Source organism: Jannaschia seosinensis (genome assembly GCF_001408515.1).
GTDB lineage: Bacteria > Pseudomonadota > Alphaproteobacteria > Rhodobacterales > Rhodobacteraceae > Jannaschia > Jannaschia seosinensis.
This window is the reverse complement of sequence record NZ_CYPR01000147.1, coordinates 1-15881: the sequence shown is the minus strand read 5'-3', so window position 1 is coordinate 15881 and position 15881 is coordinate 1. Positions and strand designations below refer to the sequence as shown.

The window sequence follows — 15881 nt, the reverse complement described above, 5'->3', positions numbered from 1 at the left end:
GGCCATCAATCTAGGCTTCCGCTGTCGCCGCGGGATAAGCGCGCACAAAGCAGGCATCGCTGTGCGGCAGGTCCATGACGAAGAAATGCGCCTTCTGCTCGACGCCGTCGATGATGACCACCGCCTCGCCAAAGTCGGCCTGGGCATGACCGGGCGGATGCGCCAGCGGCACGAACATCTCTCGGCCGCGCCGCTCGCGCTCCCGCATGTAGTCCTTCACGATCGTATAGCCGCCGGTGAAACCATGCTCATCGCGGAGCCGTTCGAACAACCGCTTCGCCGTGTGCCGCTGCTTGCGATGGACCTCGCGATCGCCATCCAGCCAGCCGTCGATGATCCCGGTGAGCCCGTCCAGCTTCGGCCGCTTCACGGGCGCCGTTCGCCGGTATCCTGGAGGAATCGAGAACGCCAACATCTTCTGAACGCTGTCGCGCGAAATCCCGAAGTGATGCGCCGCCGCCCGCTGGCTCATGCCCTCCGCACAGGCCAATCGCACCTTACGATACAAGTCCACGGTGAAAATCCTCCCGCCCTCCCTGCCGCCAGAGAGGGTAAAGGTGGACGACTTTTACGCCGCCCGCAGCAGGCTCATCCCGCCGCTACCGTGGCAGACTTTTGCACCGCCGTTCTCACCTCTGTCGTCCGAGGTCTGGCCCGGCGTCACATCGGTGCGCATCGGCAGGCTCCAGCCGTTCGTGCGGAGGTGGATCTTGGTCGTCTGGCCACCTCTTGAGCGGCCAATACCCTATCGCGGAGTCCCCCTTTTGCGCCGGCTGCATGCTGATGCGCACGGATCACCGTGCTGTCGATCCTCTGCAAGCGGTCGGGCGGGTGATTGCGCTCGGCCGCGCCCTCGTTCAGGGCTTCCAGGATCGTCCCCCACAGCCCCGCGAGCGTCCGACGGCGGAACTGGCGGTAGACACGCGACCATTTGCCGAACTCCTCGGGCAGGTTGCGCCAGGGCGAGCCCGTCCGCGCGATCCAGAACACCCCGTCGAGCACCCGCCGGTGATCGCTTCCATGCCGCTCGTTGCGGGCTCGCACCCTCTGGATGAACGGCCCGAAGAACAGCCATTCCGCATCCGCATCAGTCTTCGTGCCATCACATCACCCGCCTGACCATAGTCCGGCAGCGCGATTTACACCAAAACCGTCAGGGGGGAAGGGTTTTGTCAACACCGTCTAGAGAGTCACCGCTATAAAATCTACCCGCTTATCCACGAGAAAAAGCAGTCAAAAATCCAAGTCCCTGATCGTTCCCCTTTTCGCAGTGTTTGTGCGCCATCTAGCGTGAAAATAGTGCGGCGACTTCGTCGTGGGCCAGTATGGCCAATATCGCCGGTTCCCTAACATTGCTGACGAGGTGTGCCTTGATCGACGAGATCAAATCCATCCAAGACGTCTGGCGCAAGATGCCAGGCGAGCATCACGCAAGCGTCTTTCTCGAAGACCTCATCTGGGTCGGCGGACGACACTGTCTGCTTTGCGGCAGCCTGCTCTCGACCAAGTTGGCGGGCGAGACGGCCCGGGCCGGACTCTACCAGTGCAGCGAGATTGAGTGCCTTGGCCAGTTCACCGTCACCACGAAGACGCCTCTTCACGCCACCAAGTTGGATCTTCGAATCTGGATCTTCGCAATGTTCCTCGTGCTCACATCGAGCAAGAGCATCTCGTCGGTGGTCATGGCTCGCTTTCTTGGCATCAACAGAAGACCGCGTGGAAGATGGGGCACCCCATCAGGGAGCTGATGGACCACCGGAACGCCGAGTTTCTGCCGCTGGAGGACATCGTCGAGGTGGACGAAGCGCATGTCGGGGGAGCCCCGAAATCTCTGTCATGGGCCTATAATCAGCCCGGTAAGGGAAGTGGGAAGCCGATGAACTTCGTAGCGGCCTCACGCGATGGACAGGCGCGCGCAAGGGTCGCTTCCGATGACAAAAACGCGACACTCGACCCGGTTCTCTTGAAATGGATCGACCCCGAGACGACAAGCCTGATGACCGATGGAAGCAAGAGCTACCGGGGCTTGGGAAAGACCATGGCCGACAGCCAGTATGTGATCCACAGCCAGAAAGAGTATGCCAAGGCGAATGGCCTCGGAACTGATCTCGACGCACCCAACGGGGCTCCGCCCAGTCAGGCGACGGCGCGTTCCCGCCGCCGCCCGATCCGCCTCAAGCCAGGTTTCTGCAACAAGGCCCGAGCGGTCACCTCCTTGCCCGAAAACTCGGATCAGGCGGCGCGTGAAGCCGTCAGGGCGATGACGTCGCTCTTCTCCTCGACCAGCGCGCGGTGAAGAACCTTGATCGTCTCCTCCATCTCGTCGCGCGGCACGAAGAACTGCGTATCCACGCCTCGGGCCGTCTGCTGGCTCGCCACGGTCTGGATGTCGGCCTCCTCGAGCGCGGTGAGACCGCGCAGAAGCGGCTTGACCCCCACCAGATCGCGCCCGATCGCCGATACCACCGCCAAGTGCCGGACCGTGACCTGCGCGCTGGGATAGAGGCTAGCGAGGTCCCGCTCCACCCGGCGCACCGCCTTGAGCGGCGCATCGACGTAGTGCGTGATCGTGTTGGCGTTCGAACTCTTGGCCACGATCCGCACGCGGTGGCGGGTCAGCACCTCCAGGAAGGCGCTGTCATAACCCTTCACGCCTACCATGTCCTGCTCGAACAGTTCGACCGCCAGAACGCCGAGGCCGGTGATCATCTCGACCGCCGGCGTCTCGGCTGGCTGATCGTCGATCAGCGTGCCTGGATCGTGCGGCTCGAAGGCGTTCGTTACGCGCAGCGGGATGCCCGCCTGGCGCAGCGTCTTGGCGGCCTTGGGGTGGATCGCCTCCATCCCCATATTCGAGAGCTGATCGGCCACGTCGTAATTTGTGTGACCCAGCTTGCGGACGGCTTCCGCCCCCACCAGCCGCGGATCGGCCGAGCTGAGGTGGAATTCCTTGTGGATGATCGCCTCGCCCGCGCCGGTGCGCGCGGCGATGCGGCTGAACGTGACCTCGGAATAGCCGCGGTCGAATTCGCGCATCAGGCCTTCGGTGCACTGGGCATAGCCCGTCACGATCGGCAGTTCGGCGCTCACGTCCACATCGGCCAGTCCGGCGGCGATGCGTTCGTCGAGGTCGTATTCGCACTCGTCGCGCCAGCCGCTGAGATCAACGAACCGCGCCTGAACGCCGGCCCGGCGCAGCAGCAGCGTGGTGCAGAAGGCCGAATGCGCTTCACCCAAGCCGGACAGAAGTTCGCGGATCAACTGCATCTGCTGATTGAGCCGGAAATGCCCGTAGGAGCAGAGGCGCTGGAGATCGATCAGGCAGGAGCGTGCGCCCTCGATCCGGTCGCGCACGAAATCGCCCGCGTCGGCAAGATCAGCCGGATGCTTGAGAACCGCCGAATGGGCGGCGACCATCGCCTCGACCACGCGGGTCAGCGCGTTGGACCAGCCATGGTCGCGGTCGGCATTGACGAAATGGCCATAGACGCCCGGCTCGCCGGATTTCTTGTTCTCCAGCAGCAGGTCGGTGATGCCGCCATAGGCGGATACGACGAAGATGCGGTTGTAGAGATCCGTCCCACTGCGCCCGCCCACGAGGAGCGTGTCCAGCAATTCGTCGGAACGGCTCATCGAAGTGCCGCCGATCTTCTCGACGGTGTGTCTGCGTTGCTCGGTCACTATCGCTGTCCCGTTCTGTTTCGGTATGGGCCGGCTCCCGCGCCGGCCACTCGCTCGCCGCAAGTCAATCCGCGGCGGCGTAGGAACCATCCGCCTGGTGCACTTCATTGCCGGTCACCGGCGGATTGAAGCAGCAGGCCATCACCAGTTCTTCCTCGGCGCGCAGAACGTGCTGGTCGTGCTGGTCGAGCGCATACATCACGCCGGGCTTGATCTCGTGCGTCTGGCCGGTGGCCAAGTCGGTGATCGAACCCCGCCCGGCCATGCAATAGACGCTCTCGAAGTGGTTCTTGTAGTGGAACGTGTGTTCCGAACCCGCCTCCAGCGTGGTGATGTGAAAGGAAAAGCCCATCCCATCATCGGCCAGCAACATGCGCACCGAGGTCCAGCGCGCATCCGAGACCGCACGGTTGGTGTTCTTGAGGTCGTTGAAGTCGCGAACGATCATGTCAATTACTCCGCAGCGATCCGTGTGGCGGCCGTGTGCTCGCGCACCGCAGCCTCGAGAATGTCGAGCCCCTTGTCCATCAGGGCATCCGAAGTGGTCAACGGCGCCAGCACCTTGACCACCTCGTCATGCGCGCCCGAGGTCTCGATGATGAGCCCGTTCTTGAAGCAGGTCGCGCAGATCGCGGCGGCCAGTTCGCCCGAGCCCACGTCGAGGCCCTGCATCATGCCGCGGCCCTTCAGCTTCGCACCCGGCACCAGCCCGGCGATCTCGCCGAGACGCTGGCCCAAGCGCTCGCCCTTGCGGTTCACGTCCTTGGCGAAGCTCTCGTCGCTCCAGAACTTCTCGATCGCGACCCGTGCCGTGACGAAGGCATGGTTGTTGCCGCGGAAGGTGCCATTGTGCTCCGCCGGCTTCCAGATGTCGTGCTCGCGCTTGATCAGAAGCGCCGCGAAGGGCAGCCCCATCCCCGAAAAGCTCTTGGCCTGGGTGATCATGTCGGGCTCGATGTCGAACGCCTCGGTCGAGAAATAGGTGCCCGTCCGGCCACAGCCGGCCTGGATGTCGTCCACGATCAGCAGCGCGCCGCGGTCCTTCGCGATGCGGGCGATGCCCTGCATCCACTCCTTCGACGCGGCGTTCAGACCGCCTTCGCCCTGCACCGGCTCCACGATGAAGGCCGCCGGGGCGTCGATCCCCGATGAGGGATTGTCCAGCATCCATTCGATCTGGGCCAGCGTGTCGATCGCGCCGTCCATCGCGCCCTCGTAGGGCATGTGGGTGACATCGGCGAGCGTGCTGCCGCCCGCGCCGCCACGCTTGCCGGCATTGCCGGTCAGCGCCAGCGCGCCCATGGTCATGCCGTGGAAGCCGTTGGTGAAGGCGATGACGTTGCGCCGCCCGGTGATCTTGCGCGCCAACTTGATCGCGGCCTCGACCGCGTTCGCCCCGGTCGGACCGGTCATCATCACCTTGTGATCCATGCCGCGAGGCTCGAGGATGTTGCGCTCGAACGCTTCCAGGAACGCGGCCTTGGCCTCGGTGAACATGTCCAGCCCGTGCGTGACGCCGTCGGCGGTGATGTAATCCACCAGCGCGGACTTCATGTCGGGGTCGTTGTGCCCGTAGTTCAGCGACGAGCAACCCGCCAGAAAGTCGATGTAGTCGCGGCCGTCGCGGTCCGTCAGGACCGAACCGCTGGCCTTCGTGAACACCGCGTCGAAGCTGCGGCAGTAGCTGCGCGCCTCCGACTCGCGTCTCGAAAAGATCTCTTTACCGCCTGTATCTACAGTCGACATGAGTATACCTCGATTTTTGATGAATGTCGCGCGATGGGATCGGCCGTCAGGCGGCCGACTGCATCTCGCCGTCCTCGGTCAGCGTGATCGTGACCATGTGTTCTGTCGCGTGCGCGCCGTCGAAGTGATCGTCGCGCTTGAAGTGCGGCTCGTCCTCCAGGTCGCCGCCCACCTTCTCGGCGAAACGACTGAAGAGCGCCCAGGATGCCTCGTTGTCTCGGGTGATCGTGGTCTGCATCCGCGAGACTCCGGCGCATTCCTCCCGCGCCAGCAGGTTACGCAGCATCTTGGAGCCGAGCCCGCGCCCGCGCGCCAACTCCGAGACCGCCACCTGCCAGACAAACAGCGTCTCCGGCTCGTCCGGGCGGATGTAGCCCGAGATCCAGCCCACCGGCTCGCCCGCCAGTTCGGCGAGGATGCAGGTGTCGGCGAAATGATCGCACTGGATAAGATTGCAGTACATCGAGTTCTCGTCCAGCGGCTTGCAGGCGCGCACGAGCTCCCAGATTGCGGCCCCATCCTCCGAAACGGGTTTGCGGAAGGTGATGTCGTCGTTGGTCATGGCTATCTGCGCCTGTGTGCGGCGATCCTGTTGTTCCTCGTTCGCATGGTCATATAGTTAGCCACGCGATGTTTCAACAACCAAAGCGATCAGGTGGAGAGCATTTTGCGTATTCTGTCGGAAATCCTTCCGGATACACCTGCATCTTGTGGTGCTTAGGAAGGAATTTTTTGCCAAGCGACGGATTTCCGTTCGATAGGCTAAAGATTCTGCTTGCGATGCTCTTTCCTCTGTGGCACGGGCGCAGAATTGCTGAACGAAGCCTCCGATGAAACGCTCCGACATTTCCCTGATCGCCCTGCGGCGCATCCTGCGCGCCACCGAACTCTACGGCCGGGAGTTGGCGCGCGCCGCCGGCCTCACCGCAGTGCAGGTGCGGGTGCTTCAGATCATGGCGGAGAAGGGCTGGAGCACGCCCAAGGAAATCTCCAGTCGCATGGGCGTCAGCCAGGCGACCGTCTCGACGCTGCTCGATCGGCTTTCCGGCAAAGGGTTGGTGGAGCGGCAGCGCTCGGCCACCGACCGGCGCCAGACCAACATCAGCCTGACCGAGGCCGGAGCGCAGGCGCTCCATGATGTTCCCGACCCGCTCCACGACCGCTACGTCAAGCAGTTCGAGAGCCTGCCCGACTGGGAACAGGCGATGCTCGTCGCCGCGCTGGAACGGGTGGCGTCGCTGCTAAATGCCGGCTCGATCGACGCCTCGCCCAATCTCGACCTCGGCGAGTTCCACAATCCGGACCCGCCGCGCGACTGACGCAAAAAGTCCGCCTCCGCGCGCCTTCCGTCCCGGGCACGCTGCGCGGGCGGCCTCAATATGCCCCCGACCATCGAGCGATTGGAACAGGCCGTCGGGCGTGCCTGCCCGATGCCGAGGAAGCGTCCATGAGTTGGTGTCAGGCCAATCCGACGTACCGCGGTGCAGCGGTCAGGAGCCTTGCTCGATGGCAGCTCCGGGCCGCCTATTCCCATGGCGCTCGTCAGTCAGCAGTTAACCCGGATAATTCACGAGAAGGCGGCGGAGGTGGCGTAACCGTCGGAAACTCTGTATTTTTTGGTTATCGACGCCAAAGATTCAGATTTCAGCAGGACGACCTCCGCCATGACCCAGTCTACGTGCTCCACGCCCCGCCTGTCACCCCTCAATGGCAAGCCGATCCTGCTCGGGTTTGACGGCGCCGACATGAGCTCCGACGCCGGACTGACCCTGCTGCGCGAGATCGAGCGCAGGGCGGGTCTGGCGCAGCGGCTCGCAGATTGCCTGCACGATCCGCGTGACCCGGCGAAAGTTCAGCATAGCCTGAGCGACATCATCCGGTTCCGGATCATGATGATCGCGGCGGGGTATGAAGACGGCAACGACGCGGCAGCCCTGCGGAACGATCCCAGCTTCAGGATCGCGCTGGAGCGTGGCCCGGAAACAGGGCCGGCCTTGTGTTCGCAGCCGACGATCTCGCGCATGGAAAACCTGCCCGACGCCCGCGCCCTTATCCGCATGGGCCGCGAGATGATCCGGTTCTACTGCCACTCGTTTGCGCGCCCCCCAAGCCGGATCGTGCTCGATATCGATGATACCTTTGACGCGGTGCATGGCCACCAGCAGCTGCGCCTGTTCAATGCGTTCTACGACGAGTTCGGCTTCCAGCCGATCGTCGTCTTCGACGGCGAAGGCCGGCTCGTCGGGACACTGCTGCGCCCGGCCCGCCGCCCCAATGGGGCCGAGAGCGCGGCCCACATCCGCCGGTTGATCCGGCAGATTGCCAGGCATTGGCCCGAGACAGAAATCCTGCTGCGAGCCGACAGCCACTACTGCACCCCGCAGGTTCTGGACCTGTGTGACAGGCTCGGGCTGCGCTATGTCTTTGGTTTGTCAAAGAACGGCCGTCTGGCGCAGAACATCTCGGCTCTGGAAGCGTCGACGGCGGCGCGCTACGCCCGAACGCCGGGCCAGAAGCTGCGCCGGTTCAAAACCTTCTCCTACGCGGCTCGGTCGTGGTCGAAATCCCGCCGCGTCATCGCCCGCGTTGAGGTTGGCCCCATGGGGCGGGACACCCGCTACGTCGTCACCAATCTCGAGGGCGGCCGCGGCAAGCATCTTTACGAGAAGCTCTATTCCGCTCGCGGCCAGGCCGAGAACCACATCAAGGCGTGGAAGGCCCACCTCGCAGCAGATCGAACATCGTGCTCGAAAGCCAACGCCAATCAGATGCGTCTGATGCTGCACGGCTGCGCCTACTGGCTCTGGTGGAAGCTCCGTGCGGCTTGCCCGAAGCGCTCACCGTGGCGCCGCGCCCAGTTCGACACCCTGCGCCTGCATCTCGTCAAGCTGGCCGCAACCATCGTCGAGAAGAAGACCCGGATCATCATCACGCTGCCGGCATCGTGCCCGCGACGGGGACTTCTCCACCTTCTCTTCGACGCCCTCGCCCCACCGAAAGCAGCCTGACGCGAGCGCCCCGACAACCCCGAAACATCAATCCACACCACCCAAGACCCAAGTCACCGGCCGGCCTGCCAACCGGACGCCGATGTCGGATGCGCGCGACAAGCCCGAGACCCAGGTAACCGGCCCCCTAAGCAGAAGAATACGGCTTCATGAATTATCCGGGTTAAGCGCGTTTTCGAAAATTTCCGGCTCCATCAAGGCATGCTTCTCGATTTCGGAGAAACTGGAATGCTTGGCGTCCACGACATGGTGTCCGTTCTCGTCAACTATATCTTGATTGGGAATATTAGCCCACTGGAAGTTTCGCTTGAGCGTCATTGCAGTGGCTGAACTGGCGGTCCGAGGATTCAGAACATACAGCAAATTGAGTTCGGGAAACCATACTGCCATCTTTCACCTTCCCTTGCGGCTTGCGGGTTCGATATCGAAGGCCTGAACCGATCCTGCATAAACGACATCCCGGCGAAGGTACGCGCGCGTGAAGTCGGCCAGTTCGTTGAAGGCGTCCTGCAGGCTGAGCCCCGCATCCTCCGGGAGCGCCATTTCCCCGGCGCAGTCACCGACGATATAGGTGCAGAACGGCTCGAACCCGGTTAGGGACACGAGATTGGCACGCGTGTCATAGCTCGGGTCCAGCACGTTCTTGGACTTGGCCGACAAGGCGATGCACACGTCGAGATCGCGGCTTGCGAACGGGGCATGGACAACGGCATCCGCCGCGTGCCCCGTCACCGTATGACGGCTGATCAACATGCCCGCCTTGCCGGCGGTCGCAACCGCCCGGTTGAACCCGTGAAGCCACCCTTGCGCCGGGAGCGCGTTGTTGCAAAGCACCGCGAGATCGGCCTCGTCCCTGCGCGCCTCCAGCGCATCGGCCAGCGCATCGGTTTCGTTTTCCGCCTCGCGCAGCCCAACCGAGGGCGACGCTTTGCTGGCAACCCCGGCCGACAGGTCCGGGTTCACGTAGACGATGAAGGACCGGTCCACGCCATCCGGCAGGGAGGCCTCGACATCCGAAATGCGCGTGACGATCTCATCTTCGTCGTTCATCTCGGTCGCAAGAAGCACAACGTCGACCGGGCGCAGGGGCGTGTCCAACCTGTACGCTGTCTCTGCCTTTGCCCGGGCCGCCGATTGCTTTAGCTGTTCCAGGCTTTGCGGGAAGTTTTCCAGCTTGGTGATCTGGTTGTCGGCCTTGTCGAAGAAGTAGTTGCTGAGCAGCGCCGGCACGAAATGCGGAACCGAACGCATGCTGTAGCGCAGAATCAGCTCCCAATCGACAAGGCGGCGCATTGCCTCATTGAAGCCGCCGAATTTCTCGAACATCTCGCGACGGTGGACATAGCAGTTGAGGTCGATGAAGTTCCGGTTTTCCATGAGCGCCATGTGGAACGGGCCGATGCGAATGGCGATCAGTTCATTGATCGGATGATCGTCCGTACCGCAGCAATGCATGATGCGCTGCCCGCAATAGGCCGCCGCGACTTCGGCAGGCTGGCCCAAAAGCTCTCCGGCCATGACCATCAGGAAATTCGGCGTCCAGACATTATCACTGTCCAGATATGCAATGATCTCGCCGCCGGCTTCCCGCAGGCCGGCATTGCGTGCCGCCGACACGCCGGAGTTCTCCGGCAGTCGGATCAGCCTGATCCGGTCGTCCCCGGTTTCCTCGATCAGTTGCGAAACGACGTCGACGCTGTCATCCGAGCTGCCGTCATCAACAACCAGAAGTTCCCAGTTGGCGTAGGTCTGAGCCCTGACCGAATCGATGGCTTCACGCACCGAATCGGCCCGGTTGAAGACAGGCATGACCACGCTCACCTTGACGGCCTGCTCGGCGGTCTCGTGTTTCCGGATCAGCGCCTGCTCGGCCAGATGGATGTGGCGGCCGATGGGAAGGCTGTCGAGATCGTGCCGGGCAAGCCAGTAATGACGCTCATAGAAAAGGTTTTCCAGAGCGGTTTCCGGGGCTTCTGGCCCAACTCCGCCGTTGATCTTGCTATCCTCGAAACTCCCCGAAAAGAGGATCTTGTCCTCTCCCTCGATGCGCAGCGAAAGCTCGTGCTTCTGGCCATTGGAAAAGTACCGAGGTATCCGCAGGCTGAACGCTGCGTACCCGCCACGCAAGTTGTGCCGGGCGAGATCGGGCCGGAAATCGTTCACAAGGCCCTGCGCGATCACCTCGTCCTTGTGCAGGATCTCGACCTTGACCGGATGCCGCGGATCGGACTTGTTGCAGGCCCAGCCTAGGCAGCAGAACTGGTTCACGCCGTCGATGCGGCCGGCAAATTCCGGCTCCGGAACCGGCAACAGCACACGCGTATATGCCTGGGGGAGTTGCCGCCCGTTGACATAGAAGTGATAGGTGCGTTTCCGGCCGTCCTTGTGCTCGGCCGGCAGCGTGGCGCTGAAGACGTGAACGCCCTCTGCGAGCGGTTCCGTGGTCACATTGGCAACCACCTCGTCGCCGTCGATGATCGAAACTGTGCTTTTCTTCGGCCCCGCGCCGAGATACTCGATCCTGCCGAAAAGGGTGCGGTCCTCATCGATTTCGGCTTCGAAATGTTTGACGCGCGCGGGCCGCCGCATACCGGGTTGCGTGCGGGACAACTCCAACTCCAACTCGATCAGGTCGATGCGCCCGGTAACGCCCGCAATTCCGTCTGCGAGGGCACGCTCGACAAATGCCTTGTAGAAATCCAGCTTGTTTGGCGCGCGGTTGCCGATCTTCTTCAGCCAAGCATTGATGAAGCCGGCGCGCAGCCGGTTGATCGTCGCGTTCGGACTCTGCTTCGAGATACGCTGCGCAAAGATGATGGAATTGCGCAGGAAGTAATAGAAATAGTACTTCGCCGGCAGGCCGCCTTCCTCAGACCGTTTGTGGTGCGACAGTCTGACATTCGGCAGGACCAGGCACTTGAACCCCTTGCGCCCGGCGTTCAGCAGCCAGTTGGTTTCCTCGAAATAAAGGAAATAATCCTCGGGGATATAGCCGATCTCATCAAGGACCGACTTGCGCAGGAAAACCGAGGCGCCGGTGACGAAATCCACCTGGTAGGGCTCGTTCGGAAGCACAGTTAGAGGCTCGCCGGCATACATGTGCTGGGTCGATACGCCGTTCTCGAACGAAATCATGCAGCCGCCGGAGGCGACCCGGGTCTTGTTGCCGCCCGGCAGGATCACCGGTCCGAAGATCGACGTGTCCGGATTGGCTTTCGCAGCTTCCAGATGCTGCTCGAGTGCCACCGGCGAAACCACCATGTCTGGGTTCAGGATCCAGATGAACTCGTAGTCCAGATCCTTGATCAGACGCATCGCCGCATTGTTGCCGGCCGCATAGCCGAGGTTTTCGGTCAGGCGCAGGACATGGACATTTCGCAGCTGCGTGTAAAGGTCGAATTCCGACAGGCTGGGAGAGCAGTTGTCTACCACGTATATGTCGAAGTCCTGGTTCGTCGAGTCCTTGAACGTCCCGACAAGCCGCAACACGTCGTCGATATGTTCGAAATTCAGGATGACGACCGCAGTGCGGGCGATCTTTTTCGGCGGAAACTCCTGCCCCATGAGCAGGCAGTCATGGGAGCCGTCCTCGAAAGGCAGACTGATGTCCCGGAATTCATAGCTTTGGCGGATCGCTCTCAGCAGCGAGTCCGGCATCCTCTTCCATGTCAGCGGTGCGACGGTGTCCAGCGCCGCCTGTCCAAGAGCCTTCAGGCGCTTCGGCTCGACAGACAGGGCCTGTCTCATTGCAGTCAGCAATCCGGCCTCGTCCTCCGGATCGTAGGAAAACCCGTTGGTCCCGTCCTCAAGGACGTCCGGGATCATGCCCATGCGCGGGGCGATGCACGGGCGGGCAAACGACATCGCCAGAAGCAATGACCCCGACGTCAGAATGTTCTTGTAGGGCAGAACGACCCAGTCGCAAGCGCTGTAATACCACTGAAGCGAGGCATCCGCAATCTGGCCCTCGATGACCCTCACGTTGCGGTGGCCTTGGTGTTTCTGCGTCAGCAATCCCTTAGAATACGGAAAAACGGGGTTTCCGACGATCAGCAGGTGAATGTTCGGCTCGGATTTCTGAAGCTCCAGAAAACACTTCACCAGCTTTTCGATCCCCTTGTAGGGGCGCAGCTGGCCGAAGAACAGAAACACCTTGGCGTCCGAGTCCAGCGACAGCCGCGCGCGGGCGTCTTCCCGTCCGACGTAGCTCGGATAGTGGCCGATATAGTTCGGATGCGGTTCAATCAGGATCTTCTCGCGCGCCAGATCGTAATCCTCGGCGAGAATCGGAAGCAGCCGTTCGGAATGGACATGAATGCTCGCCGCCAGGTCCGCCACATCCTGTCCCAGCGCGCGTTCCACGCCCCTGAACTTCGCATCGTGGGAGACGACGTTATGCACGGTCCACAGGACGACCCCGCCAAGGCTGACGAAATAGGACAGCTTGTCCCGAAACGCGATGCGTTTGGCCTCTGCCTGGGCCACGGTCTTTGCACCGGCCAGTAGGGGGTTGAGCCAATGGAGGTGCAGAACGACCTTGCCCGGACCGGAAACATTGCGCATCCGCTCCAGTGCGGCATCGATGTCGCCCGGCATCCATTTCGCGCCTTCGAAATGGCTGTACATCAAGGTCTGGTAGGGATTGGTGGCCGTGTAGTCGGGATAGAAGAAAAGTTCGATCGACTTGGAATCGAAGCCGGTTTCATCATCACGGTTGGTCAGCTGGGAAAGCAACCGGGGCACGCTGACCGACGCGAAGGGGCAGTCCACCGCATCCTTGAGCGCGAATTCCACGTCGGCGGCCCCTTGCTGGCCGGCACTCGTCAGCGAATAGCTGAAGCCTGACTCGACTGTGACCCCTTCGGCAATCTCGGCCCCGCGATCGAGTTGCAGGTCGACCGGCTCTCCGTCGACCAGGGCAACCGCGGACGATTGCTGGGCAACCGGCAGCACCCAGCCGCGCGCCGTGAAGCCGGACTTGTCGGCAGCGGCGACAAAATGGCCCGATTTCGCCGCCATTTCGAAATCGGATTCATCGAGCTCCTCACCGGTGACTTCAAAAATTTTTTCGAAACCGTGTTGTTTCAAAGCGTCCCGGCGCGCCCCGGACAGCGTCGCGTCGATCCACCGGCAGTCCAGCCGCGCCAGCGTGATCTCGCATTCCTTCGGCAGGTTGAACATCACGTCGATGCGTTTGCCATCCTTCGGCCGCGCGCAGGCGAATACGCACTTGAGCTCCTGCCAGGTGTCGAGCCCGCAATCCAGGTTCGAGAAAGTGTCGCTGATACCTTGCCTGCGACCGGTTTTTTCATCGGTCTCGCACAGCATCATGCGAATGGCGGTATTCTGTGTGGTCTTCGAGGACAGCCTCATGAGCATCCTCACGCCCAGAAGGCTTTCCCTGACCGGTTGCTCGAGTTCGCAGCACAGCCGAACCCATCCGAGCGGCTGGCCGGTATCGACCTTGATACAGTTGATCCCGCCGTCCTGATCTATGCCTTTTGCGGTCGGCGTTTCCAGGATATCCTCTGCGCTCTTCCATTCAAGTTTGAGGTCGGGCGCGATTTCAAGGGATTTCGGCGATGAATTCAGCGTCAGATGGCGACGCGCGTAAAGCGTGGCTGGCCGACTGTCGGTCGTGGGATTTCCGGTTTCGAGCGGAGTGGTCAAATCGGTTTGGGGCATAGGCATGAATTGTCCGGACTAGAGGAACAACATTGAACGTGAATTCACGAAACACTGGAACGACGAAGTCGCAGCGGGCGATTCCGGAGGATATACTTGTCGGCGGCCGTGTTCCAGATCGCGGCTGGTTCCGTTTTTCCCGTAGCTCACGATTCGGCCTCCAGTTTCACGATGAGTCGGCAGATGCAATTGGCGATTACCGCCAATTGTTCGCGGGAAAATGACAGGAGTTCGGAATCGTGCGGCGATCTGAAACCGGCGATCGCCTCTTCTGCTTCTGGAACGTTGTACCGCTCTGCATCCGGCAGCCGTGCATTTACCAGGGCCATCTGTTCACGCATCCGGTCAAGGAACGGTTTCAAATCCTCGATTTCGATCGCCGGATACTCTGATTTCACATCCGGAAGCTGGTCGCAGAGCGGGTCGCTGATCAGCTTGGACGCTTGGTTCCCGAGGTGGCGATTGAACTCCAGCTGAAGCGCGATTTCCGCGTTGGTCATGGACCGGTTGACGGTGCTCCGTTCCGGAACGACAAGCGTACCGTCTTCCAGTTCGAGCCAGTCCTCGAGCAAGCCTAGGATTGTCTTGCGATGGTTCGAATAGTTGTGGAAGCGCACGGGTATGCCAAGGTCTTCGCACATATCCATCATGCGCAGCACCTCGGTGGGAACCCGGTAGTTTTTCAGGTAACCCTTGAATTCGTGCGTGTTTCCGGAGCGCTTGACCGTCTGCTGGTACAAGGAAACGGCGTGTTCCAGCGGATCGCGGAGGAAACACAGCACATCTGGCCGGAACTGCTCGGCAATGATGGCGCGCAACAGCTTGGGCGCTTCATTCCGATTGAAGTAGCCAAAAAGCCCCTCATTGGAAAACAGCAGACTGGCACCTTCCGGCGCGGTTTCATGTCCTTCTCGGGCATACTGGATGAGCGGGCGCTTGTTGACATGGGCATTGCCCGACGTGATGCGCCCGGCACGGGCTGCCGGGAAACTGTTCGTAAGATCCGGATAATGGATCCCGTTCGTCGACAGCACATCCTCTGAAAGAGCCAATGCCGACTGAAGAAAGCTTGTACCGGTCTTGCCGTGCCCGATATGGAGGCGAAGTCGTCTCATCTGCTCCTACTTGTCACATTCCGCGTGATGGTGGTGTCAAACTGATACGAACCAGTCTCAGGAAGGGCAAGGAGCCTGGCCATTATCCTGCGCAAAGACCACGCCACTCGGCGAGAGCGGCGGTGGGTGGTGTCATTTGTGGACGGCTCCGGTTTTGCAAGGGTTTTGTCGAGTGACGTGGATCGAAGCAGGTTGCGGTCATTTGTCCGGCCTGCGCGCGCGGTGCATGTGACCGCTGGCCCTGATGAAGTCCGCTTGCCGGGTCCCAATCAGACCACCGAGCTGTGACGCCCTGACAGTACCTCGGGGTGTCCCGGCAGCGGTCTTGCTTGATCATCATCACTCACTTTTGCCCTTGCATCTCATCGCGGCGCCCTTGGAGCGCCGCCTGTCTCTTTGTTGTTCAAATTGCCGGTGCGGCCTTGTAATTCTCTTCCTTTGCCAGCAACGCCCAAGCCGTACGTGCGGTCTTGTTGGCGATCGCTACGGTCACGAGCCGTGTGGGTTTGCGTTCGAGCAGGGATCTGACCCAGGCTCCGGTTCGGGTGTCGGTCGTTCCGGCTCGCCTTGTCACCGAGGTGGCGCCGACGACCAGCAATCGGCGCAGGTAACCGTTGCCCATCTTCGAGACCCGTCCGAGCCGATC

At 61.7% G+C, this 15881-nt stretch carries 11 protein-coding genes and 3 pseudogenes; 4 read left to right on the top strand and 10 right to left on the bottom strand.

Translation table 11 applies throughout. The features are described 5' to 3' along the window. Positions 1-13 precede the first annotated feature (13 nt). Both JSE7799_RS11030 and JSE7799_RS19840 read right to left on the bottom strand, forming a co-directional pair. Positions 14-514 (bottom strand): annotated as a pseudogene (locus JSE7799_RS11030) (IS21 family transposase); the annotation flags it as partial. Between the two features lie 117 nt (positions 515-631). Further along, positions 632-1071, bottom strand: a pseudogene (locus JSE7799_RS19840) (IS5 family transposase); the annotation flags it as partial. Positions 1072-1370: 299 nt separating this feature from the next. On the opposite strand from JSE7799_RS19840, the gene JSE7799_RS11020 reads away from it, so the two are divergent. Next, positions 1371-1748 (top strand): transposase, encoded by a 378-nt coding sequence (locus tag JSE7799_RS11020; RefSeq protein ID WP_186201915.1) that lies wholly within the window; start codon positions 1371-1373, stop codon positions 1746-1748. Beyond that, positions 1724-2296 carry a transposase gene (locus JSE7799_RS19835; protein ID WP_083480487.1) on the top strand — a complete coding sequence of 191 codons (573 nt, stop codon included), beginning with the start codon at positions 1724-1726 and terminating at the stop codon, positions 2294-2296. The genes JSE7799_RS11020 and JSE7799_RS19835 overlap by 25 nt, the downstream gene beginning before the upstream one ends. Here JSE7799_RS19835 and JSE7799_RS11015 read toward each other — a convergent pair. From JSE7799_RS11015 to ectA, 4 genes are all read right to left on the bottom strand, one after another. Continuing rightward, positions 2233-3681 carry an aspartate kinase gene (locus JSE7799_RS11015; protein WP_275934899.1) on the bottom strand — a complete coding sequence of 483 codons (1449 nt, stop codon included), beginning with the start codon at positions 3679-3681 and terminating at the stop codon, positions 2233-2235. The two genes, JSE7799_RS19835 and JSE7799_RS11015, sit on opposite strands and share 64 nt — an antisense overlap. A gap of 64 nt (positions 3682-3745) precedes the next feature. Continuing rightward, positions 3746-4129 carry an ectoine synthase gene (locus tag JSE7799_RS11010; protein ID WP_055663648.1) on the bottom strand — a complete coding sequence of 128 codons (384 nt, stop codon included), beginning with the start codon at positions 4127-4129 and terminating at the stop codon, positions 3746-3748. Positions 4130-4134: 5 nt separating this feature from the next. Then, positions 4135-5427, bottom strand: coding sequence for a diaminobutyrate--2-oxoglutarate transaminase (gene ectB, locus JSE7799_RS11005; protein ID WP_055663647.1), 1293 nt, complete (start codon positions 5425-5427; stop codon positions 4135-4137). Between the two features lie 46 nt (positions 5428-5473). Next, positions 5474-5989, bottom strand: coding sequence for a diaminobutyrate acetyltransferase (gene ectA, locus JSE7799_RS11000; RefSeq protein ID WP_055663646.1), 516 nt, complete (start codon positions 5987-5989; stop codon positions 5474-5476). Between the two features lie 268 nt (positions 5990-6257). On the opposite strand from ectA, the gene JSE7799_RS10995 reads away from it, so the two are divergent. Together JSE7799_RS10995 and JSE7799_RS10990 are read left to right on the top strand one after the other, a co-directional pair. Further along, complete coding sequence (locus tag JSE7799_RS10995) at positions 6258-6746, top strand: MarR family winged helix-turn-helix transcriptional regulator (RefSeq protein WP_055663645.1); 489 nt, start codon at positions 6258-6260, stop codon at positions 6744-6746. Positions 6747-7091: 345 nt separating this feature from the next. Continuing rightward, positions 7092-8435, top strand: coding sequence for an IS1380 family transposase (locus JSE7799_RS10990; protein WP_055663644.1), 1344 nt, complete (start codon positions 7092-7094; stop codon positions 8433-8435). A 147-nt stretch (positions 8436-8582) separates the two neighbouring features. On the opposite strand, the gene JSE7799_RS20495 is transcribed toward JSE7799_RS10990, so the two are convergent. The 4 genes and pseudogenes from JSE7799_RS20495 to JSE7799_RS21060 form a co-directional block, all read right to left on the bottom strand. After that, positions 8583-8825 (bottom strand): hypothetical protein, encoded by a 243-nt coding sequence (locus tag JSE7799_RS20495; RefSeq protein ID WP_144431663.1) that lies wholly within the window; start codon positions 8823-8825, stop codon positions 8583-8585. Between the two features lie 3 nt (positions 8826-8828). Continuing rightward, a complete protein-coding gene (locus JSE7799_RS10985; RefSeq protein WP_083480485.1) occupies positions 8829-14126 on the bottom strand; it encodes a glycosyltransferase in 5298 nt (1765 codons plus the stop codon). Positions 14127-14266: 140 nt separating this feature from the next. Beyond that, complete coding sequence (locus JSE7799_RS10980; RefSeq protein WP_144431662.1) at positions 14267-15235, bottom strand: hypothetical protein; 969 nt, start codon at positions 15233-15235, stop codon at positions 14267-14269. 403 nt (positions 15236-15638) lie between these two features. Beyond that, positions 15639-15881: pseudogene (locus tag JSE7799_RS21060) on the bottom strand (IS110 family transposase); the annotation flags it as partial.

Coding starts and splice junctions, on each gene's coding strand:
- JSE7799_RS19835 (WP_083480487.1), top strand. CDS start 1,724: ATGGGGCACCCCATCAGGGAGCTGATGGACCACCGGAACGCCGAGTTT.
- ectA (WP_055663646.1), bottom strand. CDS start 5,989: ATGACCAACGACGACATCACCTTCCGCAAACCCGTTTCGGAGGATGGG.
- JSE7799_RS10980 (WP_144431662.1), bottom strand. CDS start 15,235: ATGAGACGACTTCGCCTCCATATCGGGCACGGCAAGACCGGTACAAGC.
- JSE7799_RS20495 (WP_144431663.1), bottom strand. CDS start 8,825: ATGGCAGTATGGTTTCCCGAACTCAATTTGCTGTATGTTCTGAATCCT.
- JSE7799_RS10990 (WP_055663644.1), top strand. CDS start 7,092: ATGACCCAGTCTACGTGCTCCACGCCCCGCCTGTCACCCCTCAATGGC.
- JSE7799_RS11010 (WP_055663648.1), bottom strand. CDS start 4,129: ATGATCGTTCGCGACTTCAACGACCTCAAGAACACCAACCGTGCGGTC.
- JSE7799_RS10995 (WP_055663645.1), top strand. CDS start 6,258: ATGAAACGCTCCGACATTTCCCTGATCGCCCTGCGGCGCATCCTGCGC.
- ectB (WP_055663647.1), bottom strand. CDS start 5,427: ATGTCGACTGTAGATACAGGCGGTAAAGAGATCTTTTCGAGACGCGAG.
- JSE7799_RS10985 (WP_083480485.1), bottom strand. CDS start 14,126: ATGCCTATGCCCCAAACCGATTTGACCACTCCGCTCGAAACCGGAAAT.